This window comes from Ramlibacter sp., from assembly GCF_050250995.1.
Lineage (GTDB): Bacteria > Pseudomonadota > Gammaproteobacteria > Burkholderiales > Burkholderiaceae_C > Ramlibacter.
Window position 1 is genome coordinate 1 of sequence record NZ_JBFWNP010000025.1, and the last position, 22,463, is coordinate 22,463.

A 22,463-nucleotide genomic window follows, 5' to 3' on the forward strand; every position below is an offset into this window, starting at 1 on the left:
ACGACGACCGATCCGCCACGCACGACAGGCACGCACACCCTAAAACCATCGCCGCCGACGCCAAGCGCAACAGCAACTGCGACGCCAACGCGCCCACCGCGACCATCTCCAACATCATCGGCGTGGACGCCTCCATCGAGCCCTGCTTCGGCAACCTCTCGGTGAAGTCCAACCTGTCCGGCGAATTCACCGTGATCAACCACTACCTGGTGCGCGACCTGAAGCGCCTGGGCCTGTGGGACGACGTGATGGTCATGGACCTGAAGCACTTCGACGGGTCGCTGCGCCCCATCGACCGCGTGCCGCAGGAAGTGAAGTCGCTCTACGCGACCGCGTTCGAGGTCGAGGCGACGTGGCTGGTCGAAGCCGCCGCGCGCCGCCAGAAGTGGATCGACCAGGCGCAGTCGCTCAACATCTACATGGCGGGCGCATCGGGCAAGAAGCTCGACGAGACCTACAAGCTCGCGTGGCTGCGCGGCCTGAAGACGACCTACTACCTGCGCACGACGAGCGCGACGCAGGCCGAGAAGTCGACCGTGCAGTCGGGCCGCCTGAACGCGGTGTCCTCCGGCGCAGGCGCGGGCGGCATGTCGGCGCTCGACGCCGCTGCAGCCGCGGCGCAGTCGCAGATGGCGAGCGCGACGAACGCAAGCGCGGTCCCCGCGAGCGACATCAAGTTCTGCGCGATCGACGATCCGACGTGCGAGGCCTGCCAGTAACGCGACGCGCGTTGCATTCGCGATGAACATGAATCACGCATCGGTTTTGTCCGACACGAAGCCGATGCGTTCACACAACAAAATCGAACGCTGATGCGAGCGGACACTTTGCATCCCGCATCAGTGCTCACATAATTCGAGCACTGGAAAACTTATGTTGACCTGGGAAGACGACGTCAAGCCCACACCGTCGAATGCAATGAGTAGCGGCCCGCTCGCCGGCCGCGAGGTGGCCCCGTCACCTCTGCTCGCGCAACACCTCGTGCAGGATCTCGCGCAGAACATCGCGCCAATCACAGCACCGATCCCCGCGCCGATCACCGTCACGGTCAAGCCGCAACCCTCCGCCGCTTCGCAAGCGCAATCGACACCGGCACCCACCGCGCGCCGCGTGACGGCCGCCGACAAGCGCATCATCAACGGCCAGACCGACGTCAACCAGTTGGTGCCGTTCAAGTACAAGTGGGCGTGGGAGAAGTACCTCGCCACCTGCGCCAACCACTGGATGCCGCAGGAAGTGAACATGAACCGCGACATCGCCCTCTGGAAAGACCCGAACGGTCTGTCCGAGGACGAGCGCCGCATCGTCAAGCGCAACCTCGGCTTCTTCGTCACCGCCGATTCGCTGGCCGCCAACAACATCGTGCTGGGAACCTACCGCCACATCACGGCGCCCGAGTGCCGGCAGTTCCTGCTGCGCCAGGCGTTCGAGGAGGCGATCCACACGCACGCCTACCAGTACATCGTGGAGTCGCTCGGACTCGACGAGTCCGAGATCTTCAACGCGTACCACGAGGTCCAGTCGATCCGCGACAAGGACGAGTTCCTGATCCCGTTCATCGACGCGATCATGGACCCCAACTTCCACACCGGCACGCCCGAAGCCGACCAGACGCTGCTCAAGAGCCTGATCGTGTTCGCGTGCCTGATGGAAGGCCTCTTCTTCTACGTCGGCTTCACGCAGATCCTGGCGCTCGGCCGCCAGAACAAGATGACCGGCGCCGCCGAGCAGTACCAGTACATCCTTCGCGACGAGTCGATGCACTGCAACTTCGGCATCGACCTCATCAACCAGATCAAGCTCGAGAACCCGCACCTGTGGACGGCCGAATTCAAGGCCGAGATCAAGGCGCTGTTCCAGCGGGCCGTCGAACTGGAGTATCGCTACGCGGAGGACACCATGCCCCGCGGCGTGCTCGGACTGAATGCATCCATGTTCAAGGGCTACCTGCGCTACATCGCGAACCGTCGCGCGACGCAGATCGGCTTGGAGGCCTTGTTCCCGAACGAGGAGAACCCCTTCCCGTGGATGAGCGAGATGATCGATCTCAAGAAAGAGCGCAATTTCTTCGAAACCCGCGTGATCGAGTACCAGTCGGGTGGCGCGCTTTCATGGGACTGAGCATGGAATGTGAATTCGAGGTTCCGGCAACTGCGAATTGAGTTGGATACGCCTGGCGAGAACGACCGACCCGAAGAGGCGGCATCCCGACAGGCCACGGTGTTCGTGGAGCTGGGCTGAGGCCCAACCCCACGGATCGCTTCGCGCACACCAACAGGGCGCGGAGTGCTTCATTGGTTGATGTTGATCAACTTGAACTAGGAGAGATGAAAATGGCAACTGCGAAGAAAGCGGCCGCGAAGAAGGCCCCGGCGAAGAAGGCTGCAGCGAAGAAGGCACCGGCGAAGAAGGCCGCGGCCAAGCGCCCGGCAGCGAAGAAGGCCGCCGCCAAGAAGGCGCCGGCGAAGAAGGCCCCGGCGAAGAAGGCTGCGGCCAAGCGTCCGGCAGCGAAGAAGGCTGCTGCGAAGCGCCCGGCAGCCAAGAAGGCCGCCGCGAAGCGCCCCGCGGCGAAGAAGGCTGCTGCGAAGAAGACCACCGCGAAGAAGGCGCCTGCGAAGAAGGCTGCCGCCAAGAAGGCCGGCGCCAAGAAAACCGCTGCCAAGAAGGCCGGCGGCGCCAAGAAAGCTGCGGCGAAGAAGTCCGGCGGCGCGAAGAAGGCTGCGAAATCCGCCGGTGCGTCCGGCGGCGCATCCGGTGCCCCTGCGAGCTCGGCCCCTGCCGCGCCCGCTGCACAGACCACGCTGAACCCCCAGGCCGCATGGCCTTTCCCGACCGCGTCGAAGCCCTAACCGGTTTCAGCGCGATCACCAAGCCCCGCTTCGGCGGGGCTTTTTGTTTTTTCCGCTTCGCTCCCCGTCGCCCCTCACCGCCCGCGCGGACCACCCGGCAGCTCGGACCCCTCCTGCACCAGCAACATCCGCCTGCGCAGCCGCTGCGCCTCTTCGCGATTGCCCGCGCGCTCGGCGGCGACGGCCTGCGCGGCCAGCCAGGCGAGCACGGCGCGGCGCCATCCCTGCTGCGATGCGGTCTCCGCCGCGGCTTGCAACACGCCCGGCCCGGCGCGACCGCTGCGCAACAGCACGCCGGCCGCGATCGTGCGCGAAACCGGCTCCTCGATGCGCGAGAGCGCAGACCCATCGACAACTGACTGCGTGCCGGCGATGGCCCGGTAAGACTCGGGCAGCAGCTTCGCATCCGCCACCTTCCCCTCCAGGAAATCCGCGTACGCGCGCTCGCTCGCGCCCGCATCGCGCCTCAACGCTTCGAACCCCGCACAGGGCTCGAACTCCAGGCTTGCCACGCGCATCGCGCAGCGCGTGAGTTCGCCGCGCGCGACGAGCGCGACGTCGCCCGTGCTCGACAACTCCTGGCGCAGCCGCGCGAACTCCGCCTCGGCCACGCGATCGCGCCCCGACAGGTAGGCGCGCTCGAAGCGGTCCTGCGCGCCGTCGGCATTGACCAGCCAGTCGGGCTGGCGCGGCTTGTTGCCGCAGGCGGCCACGAGCAGCAGCAAGGACAGGACGGCAAGCGTTCTCATGGCAACTCGATCTTCCGTTCCTTCGCGAACGGCCACTTGCGATTGATGTCGTTGATCATGTCCTCGATCTTGCGCAGGTTCGCTTCCACGTCGAGGCGCAGCGCGCCGAGGTCCTGCGTCGCCGTCTTCACGTTTCCGGCCGCGCCCTGCGCTTCGGCCAGCACCGCATCGACCCGCTTCATGCTGTTGCGCGCATCGGCCAGCAGCGCGTGCGCCTGCCGCACCGCGTTACGCGTTTCGGGCAGCAGGCCATCGGCGCCGAACACCTGCGTGTCGGCCTTCGCCGCGATCTGCTCGGCGCGGGCGGCCACGGCCTCGATGCGGGCCATCGCCGACTGGGCGCGCTCCACCGCCATCACCAGCTTGCGCGCGTCCTCCTCGTTGCCGAAGATCGCGTGCAGCGCGCCCTGCCGGCCCTGCAGCTTCTGCGAAAAGGTCTGCAGGTTGCCGAGCATGCGGTTGAGCTCGGAGTTCTGGCCCGTGATCTCGTTGAGGTTGTCGAAGACGTCGCGGGCCGCGCCGATCACGCGCTGCAGTTCCGCGTTGGCGTCGCCGCGCAGCACGGGCCGCTCCGCCCCGTCGGCCAGCGCAGGATCGGTCAGCACGCCGCTGTAGGCGCGCAGCTGCGCGCCGCCCACGAGCCCGCGCACCAGCGTGAAGACGCTCGACGTGCGCAGCCAGCGTGCGTCGTGCTTGTTGACGTCGACCGTGATCCGAACGTTGCCCTTGTCGCCGAGTTCGACGTGGCGCACGCGGCCGATGGGGAAGCCGGAAAAGGTCATGTCCATGCCGGGCACCACGCCCTCGGAATCGTCGGCGATCAGCACGAGCCGCTGCTTCGGCTCGAAAAAGCCTCGGGCATGCAGCACGTAGAGCGCCGCGCCCAGCAGCAGCGCCATCGTGAACACCACGAGCAGCGCGGCCTTCAGCTCCAGATGCCGCACGGAGTGCCTCCGCAGCTTCGCCGCCGGCTCCGATGCGGTGCCGGGCGTCGCGGGTTCGGGCGGTGCGGTCGGATCGGGAGGCGTCGTTTCGGCCATGCGGATGCGTAAGGTCAGATGTAGTTGCCGACCAGCGACAGCGCCTCGAGCACGAGCAGCACGCCGAACATGCGCACGAGTCCCTGCAGTGCGGCGCTTTCGCGCTGGTGGTCGTCGCCCTCGACGTTGTAGAGGGCCGAGGCCATGGGAATGACGGACACCGCGAGCGCGAAGAACATCGTCTTCAACACGAAGAGGAAGGTCACGACCGGCTCGAAGACGTGGCCGAAGATCCGCGTGTAGGGCTGGATGCCGGCCGCGGTGAACCCGTAGACGGCGTAGTAGCAGACGATCATCGACACGACGCAGCTCAGCGCGGCGAGCGTGATCGTGGAGAAGATGCCGGCCAGCAGGCGCGGCAGCACCTCCACGGTGACCGGGTCGAGTCGCTGTCTGCGTAGCTTGCGGAAGTGGCCGACGCGGCGGATATCGAAGAGCGCCGCCCCGCTCGGGATAGTGCAGCGCAGCGCCACGAAGAGCGCCGCGCCGATGGGAATCAGCTCGATGACCAGGACCCGCACCACCATCTCGAGCGCGTACTGCGACAGTCCATAGCTGTTGGCCGTGACGAGGACGATGCGCGTGATGATGATCGTGAAGAGCGCGGTGAGGATCGTGAACCACGCCAGGATCGGCACCGTGTCCATGTAGATGTGTCGCGCGAGGTTCTGGCGCATCTCGGGCCCGTAGCTCGAGGGCGAGAGCGCCCGCACGAGCATCGCCGCGCCGAAGAACGTGATTCGCACCCAGGCCCAGAGCCAGCGCAGCGGCGCCATGCCGGGGTAGCCGAGCGCGCGGGTCACGGTGGACATATGCGTCATCAGCCGCGATGTTACCGGCTGGGCTGGTGTGTACCCCGCAAAGACCGGCGCCGCAGGGGATTCCCGTGCGGCGCGTAGGGTGAGTGGCGTCGAGGACGCGGAAAAAGAATCAGTTGATGCGGCGCGAGTAGGTGCGCACGACGGGCGTGGCCTTGTCCTCTTCCGGGGGCAGGTAGACGGTGGTCCGGTCGATCTTGGCGTCGAAGGCGGCGATCTCGGCGCTGGCGCAGCGAATGACGGCGCGGTCGAGCGGATGGCACTGGCGCTGGCTCAGCTTGCCCAGCGCTTCCGATCGGTCGATCATCTGGCGCACTTCGGCGGGGTCGACCATCAGGGCAAAGGGATTCGCTGCGGCTGCGGCTGTCGTCATTTGTGTCAACTCCTTGTATTCGAAAAAGTGCGTTTCTTCGGTGGAGTGACTGTGCCAAGAGGACGCAACTTGTAACGTCAGGTGAGTTCTTGACGGCTTGTAGGACGCGGGCGCACCCCCGCGCACGCATTGCCGGTGTGAATCCGATTGCACGTATCGGGCTGCACAATAGCCGCATGCCGCTCCTGCCGCCGCCCGTCGCACCCACCCGCCACACCGACCCGGAATCCGCGCTCGCGCAAGTCCAGACGATCTATACGGCCCAGATCGAACACCTGCGCGATGCCATGCAGCGCTTCGTCGCCGGCGAGGCCCTTGCCGATCGCGTGCGCGCGCACTATCCCTATGCCCGCCTGCGCACCGAAACCGCGGTGCCCCAGGCGGTGTTGGAGAACGCGGGCGTCTCGTACGGCTTCGTGTCCGGCGTGGGCTCCTTCGAGACGACGCTGACGCGCCCCGACCTCTACGCCAACTACCTGCGGGAGCAGTTCGCCCTGCTGCTGCAAAACCACGGCGCGGAGCTGGAGATCGGGACGAGCCAGGAGCCGATTCCCGTGCATTTCTCGTTCGCCGAGAACGACCACATCGAAGGCAACCTGAGCCCCGAGCGGCGCTGGGCGATGCGCGACCTGTTCGACCTGCCCGACCTCTCGGCGATGGACGACGGCATCGCCAACGGCACGATGCGCCGCGGCCCCGGCGACCCGCAGCCGCTGTCGCTGTTCACCGCGTCGCGCACCGACTATTCGCTGCATCGCCTGCGCCACTACACGGGCGCGCGGCCGGAGTGGTTCCAGAATTTCGTGCTGTTCACCAACTACCAGTTCTACATCGACGAGTTCGTGCGGCTCGGCCACGAGGAGATGGCAAGGAGCGACAGCGAGTACGTCGCCTTCGTCGAGCCCGGCAACGTCGTCACGCGCCGCGCGGGCCTCGCGGCCGAGGCGGGCGACGAGCTCGGCGTGCCCCCTCCGCGCCTGCCGCAGATGCCCGGCTACCACCTCGTGCGGCCCGGCCACGGCGGCATCACCATGGTCAACATCGGCGTCGGCCCGGCCAACGCGAAGAACATCACCGACCACATCGCGGTGCTGCGCCCGCATGCCTGGATGATGCTGGGCCACTGCGCGGGCCTGCGCAACTCGCAGCAGCTCGGCGACTACGTGCTGGCGCACGGCTACGTGCGCGAGGACCACGTGCTCGACGAGGAGCTGCCGCTGTGGATTCCCATTCCGGCGCTGGCCGAGATCCAGCTCGCGCTCGAGCAGGCGGTGGCCGACGTCACGGGCTTCAAGGGGGCGGAACTCAAGCGCATCATGCGCACCGGCACGGTCGCGTCGACCGACAACCGCAACTGGGAACTGCTGCCGGGCAACGAGCCGCAGCGGCGCTTCAGCCAGAGCCGCGCCGTGGCGCTCGACATGGAAAGCGCCACCATCGCCGCCAACGGCTTTCGCTTCCGGGTGCCCTACGGGACGCTGCTGTGCGTGAGCGACAAGCCGTTGCACGGCGAGATCAAGCTGCCCGGCATGGCCAACCACTTCTACCGCGAGCGGGTCGACCAGCACCTGCGCATCGGCATGCGGGCCATCGAGATCCTGCGTTCGCAGGGCTCGCAGCGGCTGCACAGCCGGAAGCTGCGGGCGTTCGACGAGGTGGCGTTCCAGTAATATTGGGCAATATATTGCTTATTAAACCATTTAGTGAGCAATATTTTTCCCAAGAAGTTGACCGACTGCGCCCCTGCGCGGACAATGGCGCGATGCCGAAAGCCGTGCCGCCGCCGTACGAAGTCGCAGCTGCGATTGAAGCGCTCGGGGAGCGCATCCGGCACGCCCGAATGCGCCGGCAACTGAGTCAGGACGATCTCGCGCAAGCCTGCGGCATCTCCCGCCGAACGCTTTTCAGCATAGAGGCCGGCGCGCCCGGCATGGGCATCGCGAACATCTACACCGTGCTCTGGAAACTCGGGTTGCTTGCGACCACGAGCGCAGTGGCCGACCCGGACGCGGACGATCACGGCAAGATTCTGGAAGCCGCGCGGCTGGGAGCGCGCGCGCGCCGGACGAGCCCGCGGGAAGACACCGACTTCTGACGATGGCCGTCGACGAGCGTTCCTGCTACGTGTACATCCAGCTTCCCGGCGACTGGGAATGGGTGCCGTGCGCTTCGCTGCGCGTGAAGGCGCTCGGCTCCGGCGCCTTCGAAGGAACTTTCACCTACGGCAAGCGATACCTGCAGCGCGGCAACGTGGTCGCCCTCGACGACTATCACCTCCCGCTCTCCGACAGGCCGCATCGCATCACGAAGCGCAAGGGCATCCCGGGCGCCGTGCGCGATGCGAGCCCCGACGCATGGGGTCGCCGCGTGATCCAGGCGCGACTGCAGCGGCCCGAAGCCGACCTCGCCGAGATGGAGTACCTGCTGCACGGTCCCGACGACGGCGCGGGAAACCTTCGCTTCGGGCTCACGGTGGAACCGCCGGGGCCCTCGCGGATGTACAACCGCACGCATCACCTCGAGACGCTGGTCGACGCAGCGCGGCAGGTGGAGGAAGGCGGGCGGCCGCCCCATGAAGTCCTGGAGCAGATGGAGCCCGGCACCAGCATGGGCGGCGCGCGTCCGAAGGTGGCGGTGGAGGATGGCGAACGCATCTGGTTGTGCAAACTTCCCGAGAAGGGCGACCGCCACAACATGCAGCGTATCGAGTTCGCCACGCTCGAACTCGCGCGCGCCGCGGGCCTGCGAGTCTGCGCAGCGCGCCTGCAGCCGATCGCCGGCGGCGAGGTGCTGATGCTCCAGCGCTTCGACCGCGAGTGGGATTCCGAGCGACAGCGGTACGCGCGCTTCGGATTCGTCTCGGCGCTGACGGTCCTGGATGCCGAGGACGGTCACACGGGTCGGGATCGATGGTCCTATCTCCTCCTTGCCGACGAACTGCGCCGGTGGTCGAGTCATCCTTCGGCGGACCAGGAGGAACTGTACCGGCGGATGGTCTTCAATGCGATGGTCACCAACAACGACGACCATCCTCGCAATCACGCCCTGCTGCGCACCCGTGGCGGCTGGCGCCTTTCGCCCGCTTACGACATCGTGCCGGTGCCCCTGCTATCGCAGGAGAAACGGGACCTCGCGCTCGAGGCGGGCCGCTTCGGCCGCGCAGCGAGCCTGTACAACCTGCTCTCGCGCCCCGAGGTGTTCGGGCTCACGCGGGAGGCTGCACGCCAGCAGATAGAAGCCCTGCTCGCCGTCGTCTCCGATTGGAAGCGTCTCTTTCGCGCGAACGGCGTGGACGCCCGCAGCATCGAGATGCTCGAGCAGGCGATCCTGCCCGCGAGCTTCTACCGCACGGAGCCGCCGGATACGGGCTGACGGGGCAGGCGAGCCTCAGCCCACGACCGTCGCCATCGGCTCGCCCAGCCGCACCGGCCGTGTCGGCGCCCAGTCCGCATGGAAGGTCAGGACGTTCTTCGGAAAGAGCATGACCACGGTCGAGCCGAGCAGGAAGCGGCCCATTTCGGCGCCCTTGGCGAGCCGGATGCCCTGGCCCTCGTAGTTCCACTCGCGGATCGCGCGCGTGCGCGGCGGGTTGACGACGCCGTGCCACACGGTTGCCATGCTCCCGACGATCGTGGCGCCGACCAGCACCAGCGCCATCGGCCCCTGCGCGCATTCGAAGATGCACACCACGCGCTCGTTGCGCGCAAAAAGCCCCGGCACGTGCCGCGCGGTGAGCGGATTCACCGAGAACAACTCTCCCGGCACGTAGATCATGCGCGTGAGCGTGCCGTCGCACGGCATGTGGATGCGGTGGTAGTCCTTCGGCGCGAGATAGAGCGTGGCGAAGTGGCCGTGGTCGAACCGGTGCGCGAGCTGCTGGTCGCCGCCGAGCAGCGCCCGGCTCGAGTAGCTGTGCCCCTTGGCCTGGAAGATCTGGTCGTGCTCGATGGGGCCGAACTGGCTGATGGCCGCGTCGACCGGACAGACGAAGGGCGCGCTCGAGATCGGCCGCGCGCCCTCGCGCAGCGGCCGCGTGAAGAAGTCGTTGAAGGTCGCGTAGCTCTCGATGCGCGGATCGGCCGCCTCGCTCATGTCGACCTTGTACTGCGCGACGAAGCGGCGCACCAGCGCATGCGTGAGCGCACCGCCGCGCCACCCCGCGATCTTGCCGGCGATCACGGTGAGGAGGTTCTTGGGCAGCAGGTACTGCTGCTGGATGGCGAGCGGAGGCAATATCGTTCCTGGTTCGGGGGGAAGAAAAAATTCTAAGCTGCCACAATACCGCCGCAGTCATGACCGAGCCGCTTTTCGCCGTCCGCCACCTCACGAAACGCTACGGCGACACCACCGTCGTCGACGACCTGTCCTTCGACATCGCGCCCGGCGAGTGCCTCGGCGTCATCGGCCCCAATGGCGCGGGCAAGACGACGACGATCCGCATGGCGCTCGGCCTGGCGCAGCCCGACGGTGGCGAAATCCATGCGCTGGGCCTGCGGATGCCCCGCGACGCCCTCGCGATCAAGGCGCGGCTCGGCGTGGTGTCGCAGTTCGATTCGCTCGACCCCGACTTCACCTGCGCCGAAAACCTGCTCGTCTATGGCCGCTACTTCGGGCTGCCTGGCGCGACCATTCGCGAGCGCATTCCGCGCCTGCTGGAGTTCGCGTCGCTCTCGCACAAGGCGACGGCGAAGCCCGGCGAGCTCTCCGGGGGCATGCGCCGGCGCCTGAGCCTGGCGCGCGCGCTCGTGAACGACCCGCGCCTGCTCATGCTCGACGAACCGACGACCGGCCTGGATCCGCAGGCGCGGCACCTGATGTGGGAGCGCCTGCAGCTCCTGTTGCAACAGGGCAAGTCGATCCTCCTCACTACGCATTTCATGGACGAGGCCGAGCGCCTGTGCTCGCGCCTGCTCGTGCTCGACCATGGGCGCAAGATCGCCGAAGGCAAGCCGCGCGAGCTGATCGCGCAGCACCTGGAGCCCGACGTCGTGGAGGTCTACGGCCAGGGCGCGCTCGACCTGCGCGGCTCGCCCCTGACGCAACACGCCGCGCGCACCGAGGTGAGCGGCGAGACGATCTTCTTCTACACGCAGGACGCGCGGCCCCTGCTCGACGCGCTGTCGGCGCATCCGCACCTGCGCACCCTGCACCGCCCGGCCAACCTCGAGGACCTGTTCCTCAAGCTCACGGGCCGGCAGATCCGGGAGGACGGATGAGCAACCACTGGCGCGCGCCGAAGTTCTCGCGGGGCTGGCTCCCGGTGCTCGGCCGCAACCTCCTCGTGTTTCGCAAACTCATGCTGCCCAGCCTGCTCGGCAACATCGCCGAGCCGCTGATCTGGCTCGTGGCCTTCGGCTACGGCATGGGCATGCTCGTGGGCGAAGTGAAGGTGGCGGGGACGCCCGTGCCCTACATCCTCTTCCTGGCGAGCGGCTCGATCTGCATGAGCGCGATGAACGCGGCCTCGTTCGAGGCGCTCTACTCCGCATTCTCGCGCATGCATGTGCAGAAGACCTGGGACGGCATCATGAACGCGCCGGTGAGCCTCGACGACGTGGTGCTCTCCGAAATGCTGTGGGCGGGCTTCAAGGCGCTTTTCACCGCCACGGCGATCCTGTGCGTGATGCTCGCGCTGAACATCAGCCACAGCCCGAAGCTGCTGGTGGCGTGGCCCGTGCTGCTGCTGACGGGCATCGCGTTCTCGTGCATCGCGCTGATCTTCAATGCGCTGGCCAAGGGCTACGACTTCTTCACCTACTACTTCACGCTGTTCCTCACGCCCATGATGTTCCTCTCGGGCGTGTTCTTCCCGCGCGAACAGCTGCCCACCGTCGTGCGCGCCGTGTCCGACTGGCTGCCGCTCGCGGCGGCGGTGGAACTCGTGCGGCCGATGTTCATGGACCGCTGGCCCGAGGCGCCCGTGCGCAACCTGCTCGTGCTCGTCGTGTACGCGGTGGTGTCGTTCTGGATCGCGCTCGCCCTCACGCGGCGGCGCTTCGCCGCGTAGGCCTCTCGCCATGAGCCTGCTGTCCTCCGACCTGCTGGCCATGATCCGCGGCGGGGTCTCGGTCATCGTCGCCGCGCGCGACGCGGCGCTGCGGCCGAGCGTCATGCGCGCGGTCGGCTCGCTCGTGTCGGACGACGGGCGGACGATCACCGTCTTTCTGGCGCGGCCACAGTCGCGCCAGCTCCTGCAGGATCTGGAGGCCGGCAGTCCCATCGCGGTGGTCTTCTCGCAGCCGAGCACGCACCGCAGCGTGCAGCTCAAGGCCAGCCGCGTCGCGCTGCGTCCCGCGCAGCCGGCCGAGGAACTGCTGCTCGCCCGCTATCGCGAAGCGATGGAGCGGGAGCTCGCGAACATCGTGCCGGACCCGGCGTTCACGCGCGCCATGCTTGCGGCGCGCGCCGACCAGCTCGTGGCCGTCACCTTCGCGCCCGAGCAGGCGTTCGAGCAGACGCCGGGCCCGCGCGCCGGCCTGCCGATGGGGACGGGTCCGTGACGAACACCCTCGGCGACATCCGCGCCTGCTTCGAAGGCGCCGTGCCGGCGATCGTCGCGACCTGCGCGAGCGACGGCGTGCCCAATGTCGCCTACATCTCGCAGGTCTATTACGTCGACGAGCGCCACGTCGCGCTCTCGTTCCAGTTCTTCAACAAGACGCGCCAGAACATCCTGGCGAACCCCGTCGCGACCGTGCTGCTGCTCGATCCGCGCACCGCGCAGTTCCATCGCCTGGGCCTTCGCTTCCGGCGCACCGAGACCGAAGGGCCGCTGTTCGAAGGCATGAAGGCGCAGCTGGCCGGCATCGCGTCGCACACGGGAATGCAGGGCGTGTTCCGCCTGCTCGGCGCCGACGTCTACGAGGTCGAGGCCATCGAGTCGCTCGAGGGCGAGCCGCTGGCCGCGCCGCCGTCGCGTGCCGGCCTGCTGGGCGCGGTGCGGCGCGCGGCCGAGCGGCTCGCGCGCTGCACGACGCTCGACGACGCGCTCGACGGCATGCTGGCGACGCTGCGCGAGGCCCTGGGCGTGCGGCATGCGATGGTGCTGATGCTCGACGAGCGCGGCGAGCGCCTGTACACCGTCGCGAGCATCGGCTATGCGACCTCGGGCGTCGGCTCGGAGGTGGCGGTGGGCGAAGGACTCATCGGCGTGGCCGCGCGCGAACGCACGCCCGTGCGAATCGGCCACGTGGCGAGCGCCTCGCTCTACAGCCATGCGATGCGCAGCGCCCTCGAGGCCAACGTGCCCGACCTCGCGCAGGCGACCGAGATTCCCTACCCCGGCCTCGCGCAGCCGCATTCGCAGCTCGCCGTGCCCCTGCTGTGCGGCGGGCGGCTGCGCGGCGTGCTGTTCGCCGAGAGCGAAGACGACCTCGCGTTCGGCTACGAGGAGGAAGACGCCTTCGTCGCCATCGCGGGGCATCTGGCGGCCGCGGTGGAATCGATGCAGCAGCATGCGGAGTCCGCCGATGCGCCTCCCGCCGCGACGAGCGCCGCCGCGGGCCACGTCGGCGCCCCGCTCGCGGTGAAGCACTTCGCGGCGAACGACAGCATCTTCATCAACGACAGCTACCTGATCAAGGGCGTGGCCGGTGCGATCCTGGCCAAGCTGCTGCGCGACCATCTCGCGCACGGGCGCACCGAGTTCACCAACCGCGAGCTGCGCCTCGACCGCGCGCTCGGCCTGCCCGAGCTCAGCGACAACCTCGAGGCGCGCCTGCTGCTGCTGCAACGCCGGCTGGCCGAACAGAGCCCGTACCTGCGCATCGAGAAGACGGGCCGCGGCCGCTTTCGCCTGGTGCTCGCCCGCCCGGTGGCGCTCGCCTCGGCCTGAAGGCCTCAGCGCTGATCGAGCGCGATCGACAGCTTCGTCCATTCCGCGTCCGAGAGGTGCGGCCGTGCGACGGCCAGCACGGCGTCGAAGGCGGGCGGCGGCGCCTTGGCGCGCATGTCGGCCAGCATGCCCGCGCGCTCCGGCGGGCTCAGCGCCGGCACGAGCCAGCGCGCGATGGCCATCATCTCGTCGGGCGGAATCGAGCCGACCAGCGCGTCGTGGATCGCGATCAGTTCGCCGTCGTCGTAGTGCGCCCACAGCAGCGCGTTGTGCCGGGTCTCCTCGGCCCGCATGTGAACGAAGTTCTCGGCGACGAAGAGGGAGAGTTCGGCGTACAGGCGCTGCTGCAGCGCGAATTGCACGTCGGCCGCCGGGTCGCCGAGTTGCGCGACGAGGTCCGCGAGCGCCGCGATACGCACGCCATGCTCCACGTGCTCGTGGGCGAGTTCGGCGCTGGCCCCTGCGCAGCGCGCTTCGATGGCGGCATGCACGAAGTCGTTCTCGTGGCGCAGGTGCGAGGCACAGGCGTCCAGCAATGCCCGCACGCGGTCCGTGACGTCCGCGCGCTCGAGCGGGTCGCTCGCGTCCATGCGGCCGAGGGCAAGGAGCGTGTCGGCCATCATCGCGCGCAGCGCCTTGTGGATGCCGGTGTAGAGGTCGAAGCGGGGCGCGGCGGCCTGCTCGATGTGGCGGATTTCGGTGGCGTCGATCTTCATGTCTTCATCTCCTGTTGGGGGTGCGGCGAAGTCTAGGAACGCGGGCCACATTGCGTTCTGAAGAAATGCTTAGGCAAATCCTCAAAAAATCTTAAGAGGTCGAAAGTAGTCAAATCCTGTACGATGCGCGGGTGAAAACGAACAAACCACTCGTCGTCGAGAGCCACGTGGAGCGTCTGTCTTGAGCAGTCTGGAGCCCGAAGGCGTGCCGCTCGAACTTCGCTCGAGCGAGGCGCTGGCGCGGCTGCCCGCGGTTGTGACCGCGGCCGCGCCCGTGTCGCCGGTGACGGTGACCGCGCCAGCGGCGGTGAGCGCCGTCGACACGGCGATGCCGCAATCGGCCAGGCCTGTGACTAGCGTTGCAGGGAACGTCGCCGGGCACGCCGCGAAGACCGGGGAGGCTGCGGCCTCCGTGGGCGCGGGCACGGCCGCCGTCGTCGCCGGCGGCATGGCCCTGCTCGCCCTGACCGGCTGGCTGATCGAACGGCGTCGCCGCCGGTCGCTCGAAGTGGAAAAGGATTCGCTGCTGTGGGCCGACGTGCAGCCGCCCGCCACCTCGATCATCACGAGCATGGGCAACATCGACGACATCCTGCCCGACAGCCCCAACCCCGCCGAAGCCGCGCGTGCGATCTACGTCACCGCCATCGGCGAGACCAATTCGCGCCGCGAGGCGACGCTGATCGACCTGCAGCAGCTGCGGCACAAACTGCGCCGCCGCAACGAGCGAGGCGACCACGTCTCGGCCGTGCTCCAGCTGCAGCAGCACCTCGTCGACTTCCGCTACACGAGCCCGTGGGTGTTCCTCGAACTGCGGGAGCTCTACCTTCGCCTGGGCCGCGAAGCCGAATGGGAGGTCGCGCGCGAGTCCTTTCGCAAGCGCTTCGGGCAGAACGCGCCGGCATGGGCGGCACCTTCGAGCGCCGACGCGGCCCTGATCGACGACGAGGACCTCACCGACGCTCTCGTGCCGCTGTGGCCGTACCGCGAGGCGCGCCTGTTCGTCATGCACTGGATGCTGGGCGAGCACGAGATGCGGCAGCGATGCTCGGGTCCGCCCCTGCTGCCCCTCGGCGTCTACCGCGACCTGATGATGGTGGACGCGGTGCTCGACGAGGTCATGGACCTGCGCACGCAGCCGGCCGATTCGCTGCTCTGAACCCTGCCACTACCCTGCAGCCGCGCCGAAGGCGTGCGACACTTCCCGCCTGCCCATCACCCCCCGAAGGAAACCCATGGCTCAGCTCGAAAAAGTGCTCTACACCGCGAAGGTCCACACGACCGGAGGCCGCGAAGGCGCGAGCCGCAGCGACGACGGCAAGCTCGACGTGACGCTCACGCCGCCCGCGATGAACGGCCCCGGCACGAACCCCGAGCAACTGTTCGCGGCCGGCTACTCCGCCTGCTTCATCGGCGCGATGAAGGCGGTGGCGGGCAAGATGAAGGTCACGCTGCCGCAGGACCTGTCGGTGGACGCGGAAGTCGACCTCGGCCCCATCCCCAACGCCTTCGGCATCGCCGCGCGGCTGAACGTGAAGCTGCCCGGCATGGACCGCGCGCAGGCCCAGCAGGTGCTCGACGCCGCGCACCAGGTGTGCCCGTACTCGAACGCGACGCGCAACAACATCGACGTCACGATCACCCTCGTCTGACGCCGTGACCACCGTCCTGCAGGTCCGCAAGGACGCGCTCGCCGCCACGCGCCTCGTGCGCGCGGAAGACCGCGCGCTGCGGGACGGCGAAGTGCGCGTGCGCATCGACTCGTTCGCGCTCACCGCGAACAACATCACGTACGCGGCCTTCGGCGATGCCATGAATTACTGGCAGTTCTTCCCGACGGGGGAAGACGGCTGGGGCATCGTTCCGGTGTGGGGCTTCGTCACGGTCGTGCAATCGCTCCACCCCGGCGTGGCGGTCGGCGAGCGGCTGTGGGGCTACTGGCCCCTCGGCGACGGCGCGATCCTCGCGCCGGGCCGGCTGTCGGCCGAGGGCTTCACCGACCTCGCGCCACATCGCAAGGCGCTGCATGGCGTGTACAACGGCTACCTGCGCTGCAACGTCGACCCCTACTACAGCGCCGGGACCGAGGACGTGCAGGCGCTGCTGCGGCCGCTCTCCGCCACCTCCTGGCTGATCGACGACTTTCTTGCCGACAACGCGTTCTTCGGCGCGCGCACGGTGCTGCTGTCGAGCGCATCGAGCAAGACGGCGTACGGCACTGCGTTCGTGCTGAAGGGGCGCGAGGGCATCGAGCGCATCGGCCTCACGTCGGCGGCCAACGTCGCCTTCTGCGAAGGGCTCGGCTGCTACGACCGCGTGCTGGCGTACGAGCAGCTCGACGACGTGGCCGCGGACGTGCCCTGCGTCTACCTCGACTTCGCGGGCAATGCCGATCTGCGTCGGCGCATCCACACGCGATTCGCGGACCACCTGAAATACAGCTGCGCCATCGGCGGCACGCACGTGCAGCACCTCGGCGGCGGCGGCGATTTGCCCGGCCCGCGCCCGACGCTCTTCTTCGCGCCGGCGCAGATCAAGAAACGGCAGGCGGAGTGGGGCGGCGAGGTCCTGGGCCAGCGCCTCGTCGAAGCCTGGAGCCGTTTTCGCGATGAAGTCTCCGCGCCGGGCAGCCGCTGGCTCGCGATCGAACATCATCGCGGCGGCGAGGCCGTGCAGGCCGCCTACGGCCGCGTCCACGCGGGCGGCGGCGATCCGCGCACGGGGCACATCCTGACGTTCGCGCGCTGAGCGTACGGCGCGTCCGGCGACAATGCCGGATGACTGCCCGACATCCGTACGACACTCTCACGCCCGACGCCGTGCTCGATGCCTTGTCGGCGATCGGGCTCGAAGGCGACGGCCGCCTGATGGCGCTCGGCTCGTACGAGAACCGCGTCTACCAGGTGCATCTGTCGGATGCGTACGCCGGCCACGGCATCGTGATCGCCAAGTTCTATCGCCCGGCACGGTGGAGCGATGCGCAGATCCTCGAAGAGCATGCGTTCGCCGACGAACTCGTGCAGGCCGAGGTGCCCGCGGTCGCGCCGCTCGTCATCGGCGCAAGCACGCTGCACCATCACGACGGCTTCGCGTTCAGCGTGAGCCCGCGGCGCGGCGGACGCCGACCGGAGCTCGACGACTTCGAGGTGCTCGAATGGATCGGCCGCTTCCTCGGCCGGCTTCACAACGTCGGCGCGATGAAGCCTTTTTCGACGCGGCCGACGCTCGACATCGCGACCTTCGCCATCGAGCCGCGCGACTGGCTGGCGGCCAACGACGGCATTCCGCTGGACGTGCAGCGCGAATGGCAGGACCTGTGCGCGACGGCCATCGAGGCGATCTCGCGCGCCTTCGAGGCGAGCAGCGGCGTGCGCACCCTGCGGCTCCACGGCGATTGCCACCCCGGCAACATCCTGTGGACACCCGACGCCGGCCCGCACTTCGTCGACCTCGACGACGCGCGCATGGGTCCGGCCGTGCAGGACTTGTGGATGCTGCTCGACGGCGACCGCATTCAGCGCCAGCGCCAACTCGGCGCGCTCGTGGACGGCTACGAGCAGATGCGCGAATTCGACCGCAGGGAGTTGGCGCTGATCGAGCCGCTGCGCACGCTGCGTCTCATCCATTACAGCGCGTGGCTCGCGCGGCGCTGGGACGACCCGGCTTTCCCCGCGGCGTTTCCGTGGTTCGGGACGTCGGACTACTGGAAGGGGCAGGTGCTGATGCTCAAGGAGCAGCTGGAGGCGATGGAGGAGGCGGTGTTGGTGGTGTGAGGTGCTTCGAAGCCCTATTCGACGGCGAAACGTCGACCGTCGAGGCTGGGGCCATGCCATGACCGCTTGCTGGCAGTCATTTCGTGTTCAACGATTGACGCCGTTCAACGCAGGAGCCAATCCCATGCGCAATCGATCCACGATGGCAGGCAAGGGCTCGGGGGGAAGCTCGTTCTTTTTGAGAAGCGCTCGCCATAACGACTGTCGCGAGGAATCGTACGCAAACTCGTCCGTCAGCCCAATCGGCATTTCATCGGGCACGGACATGCCACGCCGCTCAAAGGTGGCTTTGATGGCCTGGGCGAGCAACTCGGTGTCCAAGGTTTCTCTTTCCAGCAGCACCGACAGATCGAGGTAGTCTTTCAGACGGCTATTGGTCATGCCCAGCAGGGCGATGGCGTGGAGTTTTTCCGCAATAACCGTGTACGTCGGATAAGCCCGCAATCTGGGCGCGGGAAGATCATCCAACAGGACCGGATAGACCGAATCCACCGGCGCGGGTGTGACGGCATCGCCGAAACAGACATCGATCTGCGTCTTGCAGCGCGCTTTGGCAAGTTCGCCGGCGATGACGACGCGGACGCCGCCGTAGCCGGCTTCCTTGCGGATCTCCTCGACCGTGACGGAGGCCGGGTCGAATGCAATGCCGTCGTCCACGGGCACGGCGGCGATGTCACGGAAGGTCTCGGCCAACGGTGCCACATCGCTCGGACCGAAGCCGAGCAGATCGGCATCGCGCGTGGCGCGGTGGGGCATGTCGTACCAGAGCGTGAACAGCAGCGCCCCCTTGAGCAGAAAGCGGTCTGCGTGCTGCGATTGGGTCAAACGGTAGAGGATGCGCTCCAGCGCAAAGCGCACCAGCACCTGGTTGAAATCCACACCCCGTGCTTTGGCGACGTTGAGCAGGCGCGCACGGACGGAGGCGGCGGCGTTGGGATTGGCGGGGCTCATCCTATGCTCTCCAGGTAGGGCCGCATCACGTTGGCCACGCGGCAGACCTTGGCGAAGAGCCAGATGTCATCGGCGGATGCCTTGTTGCGGGCACGGGCGTCCTTCAGGGCCTCCAGCGCCACATCCAGGCCGATCTTGTTGCGGTGCTTGAAGCAGTCCGCGACGGTCTTTGCCACGCAGTACACCCGAAGCTTGACGCCATCGCGTTCAACTTCCTCGACGCCCGCCGTGTAGGCTTCGCCCGTGAACTGAACCATCTTGATCGGCGGATAGTCGAACCGGGGGGCATGACTGCCGCGCGGCATGGCGATCCAGACCTGGCGCGGCAGTTGGGTGGTTAGTTCGTGGAACTGCAGCGCCGTGAGCAGACAGAAGACGGCCTGTGGAACCTTGGTTGCGACAGTCACGAGACTCTCGTGTTCCGATCCCTGAGAGTCCGGCAGGCGGTACAGGCCACGCCCAATCCGCTCCAGCCTACCGGCAGCGGTCAGGCGCGTCAGGACGACCCGGGGAGCATCGATGGCGTCCAGGTCACTGGCGCGCAGCAGCCCCTTCTGGCTGGCCAGATCGAGTACGCGGCGGGTATGGGTGTCAGGAAGCACGGTGCGAGTATGTTCCAAATTTTCGCTCAATGAAATATTGCGACGAAATAAAGGAACACAGCCGCGCCTCTGCCTTCGAGCGCCTTCGAAGCTCGCAACAACTATCGGCGTCAACCGCGCCCTTCCCCGCCACCCACCTTCCGCCCCCGCATCTGCAACACGATCGCCGCGTTGTCCAGCTCGCCCCGCCCCTGCTCCACCGCCTCGGACAGCAGCGCCGCATGCACCCTGGAAAAGGGCAGCTCCAGCCCCGCCGCCGCGGCGGCATCCAGCATCAACATCACGTCCTTCCGATGCTGCCGGATGCGCGATCGCGGCGCGAAGTCGCCTGCCGCCATCAGCGGACCTTTCACGGCCGCCGCATCCGAGCGTGCGGGTGTGGCGAGAACGAGCGACAGGAAGCGCTGCGGCGCAATGCCGAGGCTTTCGGCGAACGCCATTCCCTCGGCGAGCACCGCACGGTTCAGACCCAGCACCAGGTTCGTCGCCAGCTTGGCCTTGGCGCCCATGCCGGGCGGTCCCACGTGGATGCATTCCGCGGCGAGCATCGACAGGAGCGGGCGCGCGGCCTGCCACGCGGGCTCCTCCGCGCCGACCAGCGCGACGCCTTCGCCGGCCGCGATCTGCTGGCTCGACCCGGACAAGGGCGCTTCGACGAAATCGATGCCGCGTGCGCGCAAGCGGCGCGACAAAGCTTCCACTTCCGCCGGGTCGCCGGTGGAGCAGTCCACCACTCGCCGGATACGCGAGGCGCCGGTTAGCAGGCCGTCGGCGCCTTCGACCACTTCGAGAACACCTTGCGTATCGAAGACGGCCAGCACCACGGTGTCGACCTGCTCGCCGAGTTGCGCCAGCGAGGTCGCGCTCTCACCGCCTTGCGCGCGAAAGGCTTCGACGGCCTCCGGTCGCAGATCATGGCCCACGACGCGCAGTCCGTTCGCACGCAGCCGCGCCCCGAGCGCCTGGCCGACCAGGCCGAGGCCCACGAGTCCGATGACCTGCGTCTGCATCTTCAGGCTCCCAGCGATGCGCCGCCGCAGACCTGGATCTCCTGGCCCGTGATGGCCCCCGCTGCCGGCGAAAGCAGGAACGCCACCAGGGCGGCCACCTCCTGCGGCTGGATCAGGCGGCCCATGGGCGTCAGGCGGGGCGGCACGGCCTGGCGCGCCGGATCGTTCAGCATGCGCGTGTCCGTGGCGGCTGGCGAGACCACGTTGACCGTCACGCCGGACGGCGCGACTTCGGCGGCCCAACTGCGCGCCAGACCCACCAGCGCGGCCTTGGTCGCCGCGTACTGGCTGCGCCCGGCGGCGCCCCGAGCCACGCGGCTGCCCATCAGCACCACGCGGCCGGCGCCCGCCCGCGCCATGGGCGGCAGCAGGCGATCGGCAAGTCGCGTGGCCGCATCCACGTGCAGGCGCCACATGCGTTCGCCTTCATGGCCGTCCAGCTCGCCCAGCGGCCCGACGCGCAGCACGCCCGCGGCATGCACCAGCGCCTGCGCGCCGGCGGCGCGCTCGGCCGCGGCGTCGCACTGGGCGGAATCGCACAGGTCGACCTCCACCGCATCGAAGCGCCGATGCACGATCCGTGCGGGCGCCTGGTCGATGCCCATGACCTCCCATCCCTCGCCCAGCAAGGTTTCGCTGATCGCGAGGCCGATGCCCGAGCTGCTGCCCGTCACGACCGCGCGCCGGCGCTCACTCCACACGGATGTTGCCTTCCGTGATGATCTTCTGCGCCTTGCCCATGTCGCTCTCCTGGAACTTCGCGAAGTCGTCGGCCGACCCCGGCTGGAACGACAGGCCCTGCGCACTGAACTTCTCCCGCAGTTCAGCGGCGATGGCCTTGTTCGTTTCCGCGTTGAGCCGCTGCACGATATCGGCCGGCGTCTTCGCGGGCGCCCACAGGCCATACCAGCTGTAGAACTCGTAGCCGGGCAAGCTCTCCGCGACGGTCGGGACCTCCGGCAGATTGGGCGTGCGCTTGTCGGACGTGACCGCCACGACGCGAAGCATGCCGCTGCGGTGGTACTGCAGGGAGCCGAGGATGGGGTCGATGAAGCCGGCGATCTGCCCGCCGATCAGGTCCTGGAACGCGGGCGCCGTGCCCTTGTACGGCACCACGACGTAATCGATGCCCGCGCTGCGCTTGAGGAGTTCGGTGGCCAGATGGCCGGCCGAGCCGATGGAGCCGACCGCGAACGTCAGCTTGCCGGGGTTCGACTTCGCGTAGGCCTGCAGGGACTTCAGGTCCGTGACGGGCAGGCCCTTGTTGATCGCCACCGACAGCGGCGCCTTGGCCACCAGCGCGATCGGCGCGAAGTCGCGGGTGACCGCATAAGGCGTGGACTTCATCGTCATCGGCGCGGTGACGAAGGTGGAAGCGTTGAACAGAAGGGTGTACCCGTCGGCCTGCGCCTTGGCCACCTGGTCGGCGCCGATCACGCCGTTGCCGCCCGGCTTGTTCTCGACGACGAAGGGCTGGCCGGTCTGCTCCGCCAGCTTCTGAGCCAGGGACCGCCCGAGCGTGTCGAGCGTGCCGCCCGGCGGGAAGGGAATGATCACGCGCACCGGACGCGCGGGGTAGGTCTGGGCGGCGGCGGTCATGGCGAGCATGCCGAGCGCCATGGCGGCGAGGATTCGGGTCAGGAACATGCGTGTGTCTCCAGGTGATGGCGCGCCGAGTGCGCGGCAGCGGCATGTTGAGGCGTGCGGCGCCATCAGGTCAAATCATGTTTTCTGAAGCTTCCATCAAT

24 protein-coding genes and 1 pseudogene are annotated in these 22,463 nt (G+C 68.0%); 14 read left to right on the forward strand and 11 right to left on the reverse strand.

All coding sequences use genetic code 11. From position 1 onward, the window contains the following. The 3 genes and pseudogenes from AB7E83_RS16315 to AB7E83_RS16325 form a co-directional block, all read left to right on the forward strand. A pseudogene (locus tag AB7E83_RS16315) lies at positions 1-719 on the forward strand (ribonucleoside-diphosphate reductase subunit alpha); the annotation flags it as partial. Between the two features lie 154 nt (positions 720-873). After that, entirely contained in the window at positions 874-2,121 is a 1,248-nt protein-coding gene (locus AB7E83_RS16320) for a ribonucleotide-diphosphate reductase subunit beta (RefSeq protein WP_428571280.1), read from the forward strand. A gap of 212 nt (positions 2,122-2,333) precedes the next feature. Further along, entirely contained in the window at positions 2,334-2,849 is a 516-nt protein-coding gene (locus AB7E83_RS16325; protein WP_428571282.1) for a histone H1-like DNA-binding protein, read from the forward strand. Positions 2,850-2,923: 74 nt separating this feature from the next. Here AB7E83_RS16325 and AB7E83_RS16330 read toward each other — a convergent pair whose 3' ends face one another. The 4 genes from AB7E83_RS16330 to AB7E83_RS16345 all read right to left on the reverse strand — a co-directional run bounded on the left by AB7E83_RS16330 (position 2,924) and on the right by AB7E83_RS16345 (position 5,829). Beyond that, positions 2,924-3,598 (reverse strand): hypothetical protein, encoded by a 675-nt coding sequence (locus AB7E83_RS16330; protein WP_428571284.1) that lies wholly within the window; start codon positions 3,596-3,598, stop codon positions 2,924-2,926. Next, on the reverse strand, positions 3,595-4,638 hold the full coding sequence (locus tag AB7E83_RS16335) for an MlaD family protein (RefSeq protein ID WP_428571286.1): 1,044 nt from the start codon (positions 4,636-4,638) through the stop codon (positions 3,595-3,597). Before AB7E83_RS16335 ends, AB7E83_RS16330 begins: the two co-directional genes overlap by 4 nt. 14 nt (positions 4,639-4,652) lie before the next feature. Continuing rightward, on the reverse strand, positions 4,653-5,450 hold the full coding sequence (locus AB7E83_RS16340; protein WP_428571288.1) for an MlaE family ABC transporter permease: 798 nt from the start codon (positions 5,448-5,450) through the stop codon (positions 4,653-4,655). A gap of 118 nt (positions 5,451-5,568) precedes the next feature. Further along, entirely contained in the window at positions 5,569-5,829 is a 261-nt protein-coding gene (locus AB7E83_RS16345; RefSeq protein WP_428571290.1) for a hypothetical protein, read from the reverse strand. Between the two features lie 176 nt (positions 5,830-6,005). Here AB7E83_RS16345 and AB7E83_RS16350 point away from each other — a divergent pair, with 176 nt between their 5' ends. The 3 genes from AB7E83_RS16350 to AB7E83_RS16360 all read left to right on the forward strand — a co-directional run bounded on the left by AB7E83_RS16350 (position 6,006) and on the right by AB7E83_RS16360 (position 9,201). Further along, positions 6,006-7,499, forward strand: a complete 1,494-nt coding sequence (locus AB7E83_RS16350; protein ID WP_428571292.1) for an AMP nucleosidase — start codon at positions 6,006-6,008, stop codon at positions 7,497-7,499. 92 nt (positions 7,500-7,591) lie between these two features. Then, the gene (locus AB7E83_RS16355; RefSeq protein WP_428571294.1) at positions 7,592-7,924 is read left to right on the forward strand and encodes a helix-turn-helix domain-containing protein; all 333 of its coding nucleotides are present in this window, start codon (positions 7,592-7,594) and stop codon (positions 7,922-7,924) included. A 2-nt stretch (positions 7,925-7,926) separates the two neighbouring features. Further along, positions 7,927-9,201, forward strand: coding sequence for a type II toxin-antitoxin system HipA family toxin (locus tag AB7E83_RS16360; protein WP_428571296.1), 1,275 nt, complete (start codon positions 7,927-7,929; stop codon positions 9,199-9,201). A 15-nt stretch (positions 9,202-9,216) separates the two neighbouring features. Here the strand turns inward: AB7E83_RS16360 and asd are convergent, their stop codons facing one another. After that, positions 9,217-10,065: an archaetidylserine decarboxylase gene (gene asd / locus AB7E83_RS16365; RefSeq protein WP_428571412.1), complete on the reverse strand. Its 849-nt coding sequence runs from the start codon at positions 10,063-10,065 to the stop codon at positions 9,217-9,219. Between the two features lie 56 nt (positions 10,066-10,121). On the opposite strand from asd, the gene AB7E83_RS16370 reads away from it, so the two are divergent. The 4 genes from AB7E83_RS16370 to AB7E83_RS16385 are packed head-to-tail and all read left to right on the forward strand — an operon-like array spanning position 10,122 to position 13,663. Continuing rightward, the gene (locus AB7E83_RS16370) at positions 10,122-11,045 is read left to right on the forward strand and encodes an ATP-binding cassette domain-containing protein (RefSeq protein WP_428571298.1); all 924 of its coding nucleotides are present in this window, start codon (positions 10,122-10,124) and stop codon (positions 11,043-11,045) included. Next, positions 11,042-11,836: an ABC transporter permease gene (locus tag AB7E83_RS16375; RefSeq protein ID WP_428571300.1), complete on the forward strand. Its 795-nt coding sequence runs from the start codon at positions 11,042-11,044 to the stop codon at positions 11,834-11,836. The genes AB7E83_RS16370 and AB7E83_RS16375 overlap by 4 nt, the downstream gene beginning before the upstream one ends. Positions 11,837-11,846: 10 nt before the next feature. Further along, entirely contained in the window at positions 11,847-12,329 is a 483-nt protein-coding gene (locus AB7E83_RS16380) for a hypothetical protein (RefSeq protein WP_428571302.1), read from the forward strand. Beyond that, a complete protein-coding gene (locus tag AB7E83_RS16385) occupies positions 12,326-13,663 on the forward strand; it encodes a GAF domain-containing protein (protein ID WP_428571304.1) in 1,338 nt (445 codons plus the stop codon). Before AB7E83_RS16380 ends, AB7E83_RS16385 begins: the two co-directional genes overlap by 4 nt. Positions 13,664-13,668: 5 nt before the next feature. On the opposite strand, the gene AB7E83_RS16390 is transcribed toward AB7E83_RS16385, so the two are convergent. Then, the gene (locus AB7E83_RS16390; protein ID WP_428571306.1) at positions 13,669-14,379 is read right to left on the reverse strand and encodes a hemerythrin domain-containing protein; all 711 of its coding nucleotides are present in this window, start codon (positions 14,377-14,379) and stop codon (positions 13,669-13,671) included. 181 nt (positions 14,380-14,560) lie between these two features. Between AB7E83_RS16390 and AB7E83_RS16395 the strand changes: the two genes are divergently transcribed. The 4 genes from AB7E83_RS16395 to AB7E83_RS16410 all read left to right on the forward strand — a co-directional run bounded on the left by AB7E83_RS16395 (position 14,561) and on the right by AB7E83_RS16410 (position 18,152). Further along, entirely contained in the window at positions 14,561-15,538 is a 978-nt protein-coding gene (locus AB7E83_RS16395) for a hypothetical protein (RefSeq protein ID WP_428571308.1), read from the forward strand. A 76-nt stretch (positions 15,539-15,614) separates the two neighbouring features. Further along, positions 15,615-16,031, forward strand: a complete 417-nt coding sequence (locus AB7E83_RS16400; RefSeq protein ID WP_428571310.1) for an organic hydroperoxide resistance protein — start codon at positions 15,615-15,617, stop codon at positions 16,029-16,031. A gap of 4 nt (positions 16,032-16,035) precedes the next feature. After that, on the forward strand, positions 16,036-17,127 hold the full coding sequence (locus AB7E83_RS16405) for a DUF2855 family protein (RefSeq protein WP_428571312.1): 1,092 nt from the start codon (positions 16,036-16,038) through the stop codon (positions 17,125-17,127). A gap of 29 nt (positions 17,128-17,156) precedes the next feature. Continuing rightward, complete coding sequence (locus AB7E83_RS16410; RefSeq protein WP_428571314.1) at positions 17,157-18,152, forward strand: serine/threonine protein kinase; 996 nt, start codon at positions 17,157-17,159, stop codon at positions 18,150-18,152. A gap of 87 nt (positions 18,153-18,239) precedes the next feature. Here AB7E83_RS16410 and AB7E83_RS16415 read toward each other — a convergent pair whose 3' ends face one another. The 5 genes from AB7E83_RS16415 to AB7E83_RS16435 all read right to left on the reverse strand — a co-directional run bounded on the left by AB7E83_RS16415 (position 18,240) and on the right by AB7E83_RS16435 (position 22,362). Beyond that, complete coding sequence (locus AB7E83_RS16415; RefSeq protein ID WP_428571316.1) at positions 18,240-19,103, reverse strand: nucleotidyl transferase AbiEii/AbiGii toxin family protein; 864 nt, start codon at positions 19,101-19,103, stop codon at positions 18,240-18,242. Continuing rightward, a complete protein-coding gene (locus AB7E83_RS16420; RefSeq protein WP_428571318.1) occupies positions 19,100-19,705 on the reverse strand; it encodes a type IV toxin-antitoxin system AbiEi family antitoxin domain-containing protein in 606 nt (201 codons plus the stop codon). Before AB7E83_RS16420 ends, AB7E83_RS16415 begins: the two co-directional genes overlap by 4 nt. A 110-nt stretch (positions 19,706-19,815) precedes the next feature. Then, on the reverse strand, positions 19,816-20,715 hold the full coding sequence (locus tag AB7E83_RS16425) for an NAD(P)-dependent oxidoreductase (protein WP_428571320.1): 900 nt from the start codon (positions 20,713-20,715) through the stop codon (positions 19,816-19,818). Positions 20,716-20,717: 2 nt separating this feature from the next. Then, on the reverse strand, positions 20,718-21,416 hold the full coding sequence (locus tag AB7E83_RS16430) for an SDR family NAD(P)-dependent oxidoreductase (RefSeq protein WP_428571322.1): 699 nt from the start codon (positions 21,414-21,416) through the stop codon (positions 20,718-20,720). Beyond that, positions 21,406-22,362: a Bug family tripartite tricarboxylate transporter substrate binding protein gene (locus AB7E83_RS16435; RefSeq protein ID WP_428571324.1), complete on the reverse strand. Its 957-nt coding sequence runs from the start codon at positions 22,360-22,362 to the stop codon at positions 21,406-21,408. Before AB7E83_RS16435 ends, AB7E83_RS16430 begins: the two co-directional genes overlap by 11 nt. Between the last annotated feature and the right edge of the window lie 101 nt (positions 22,363-22,463).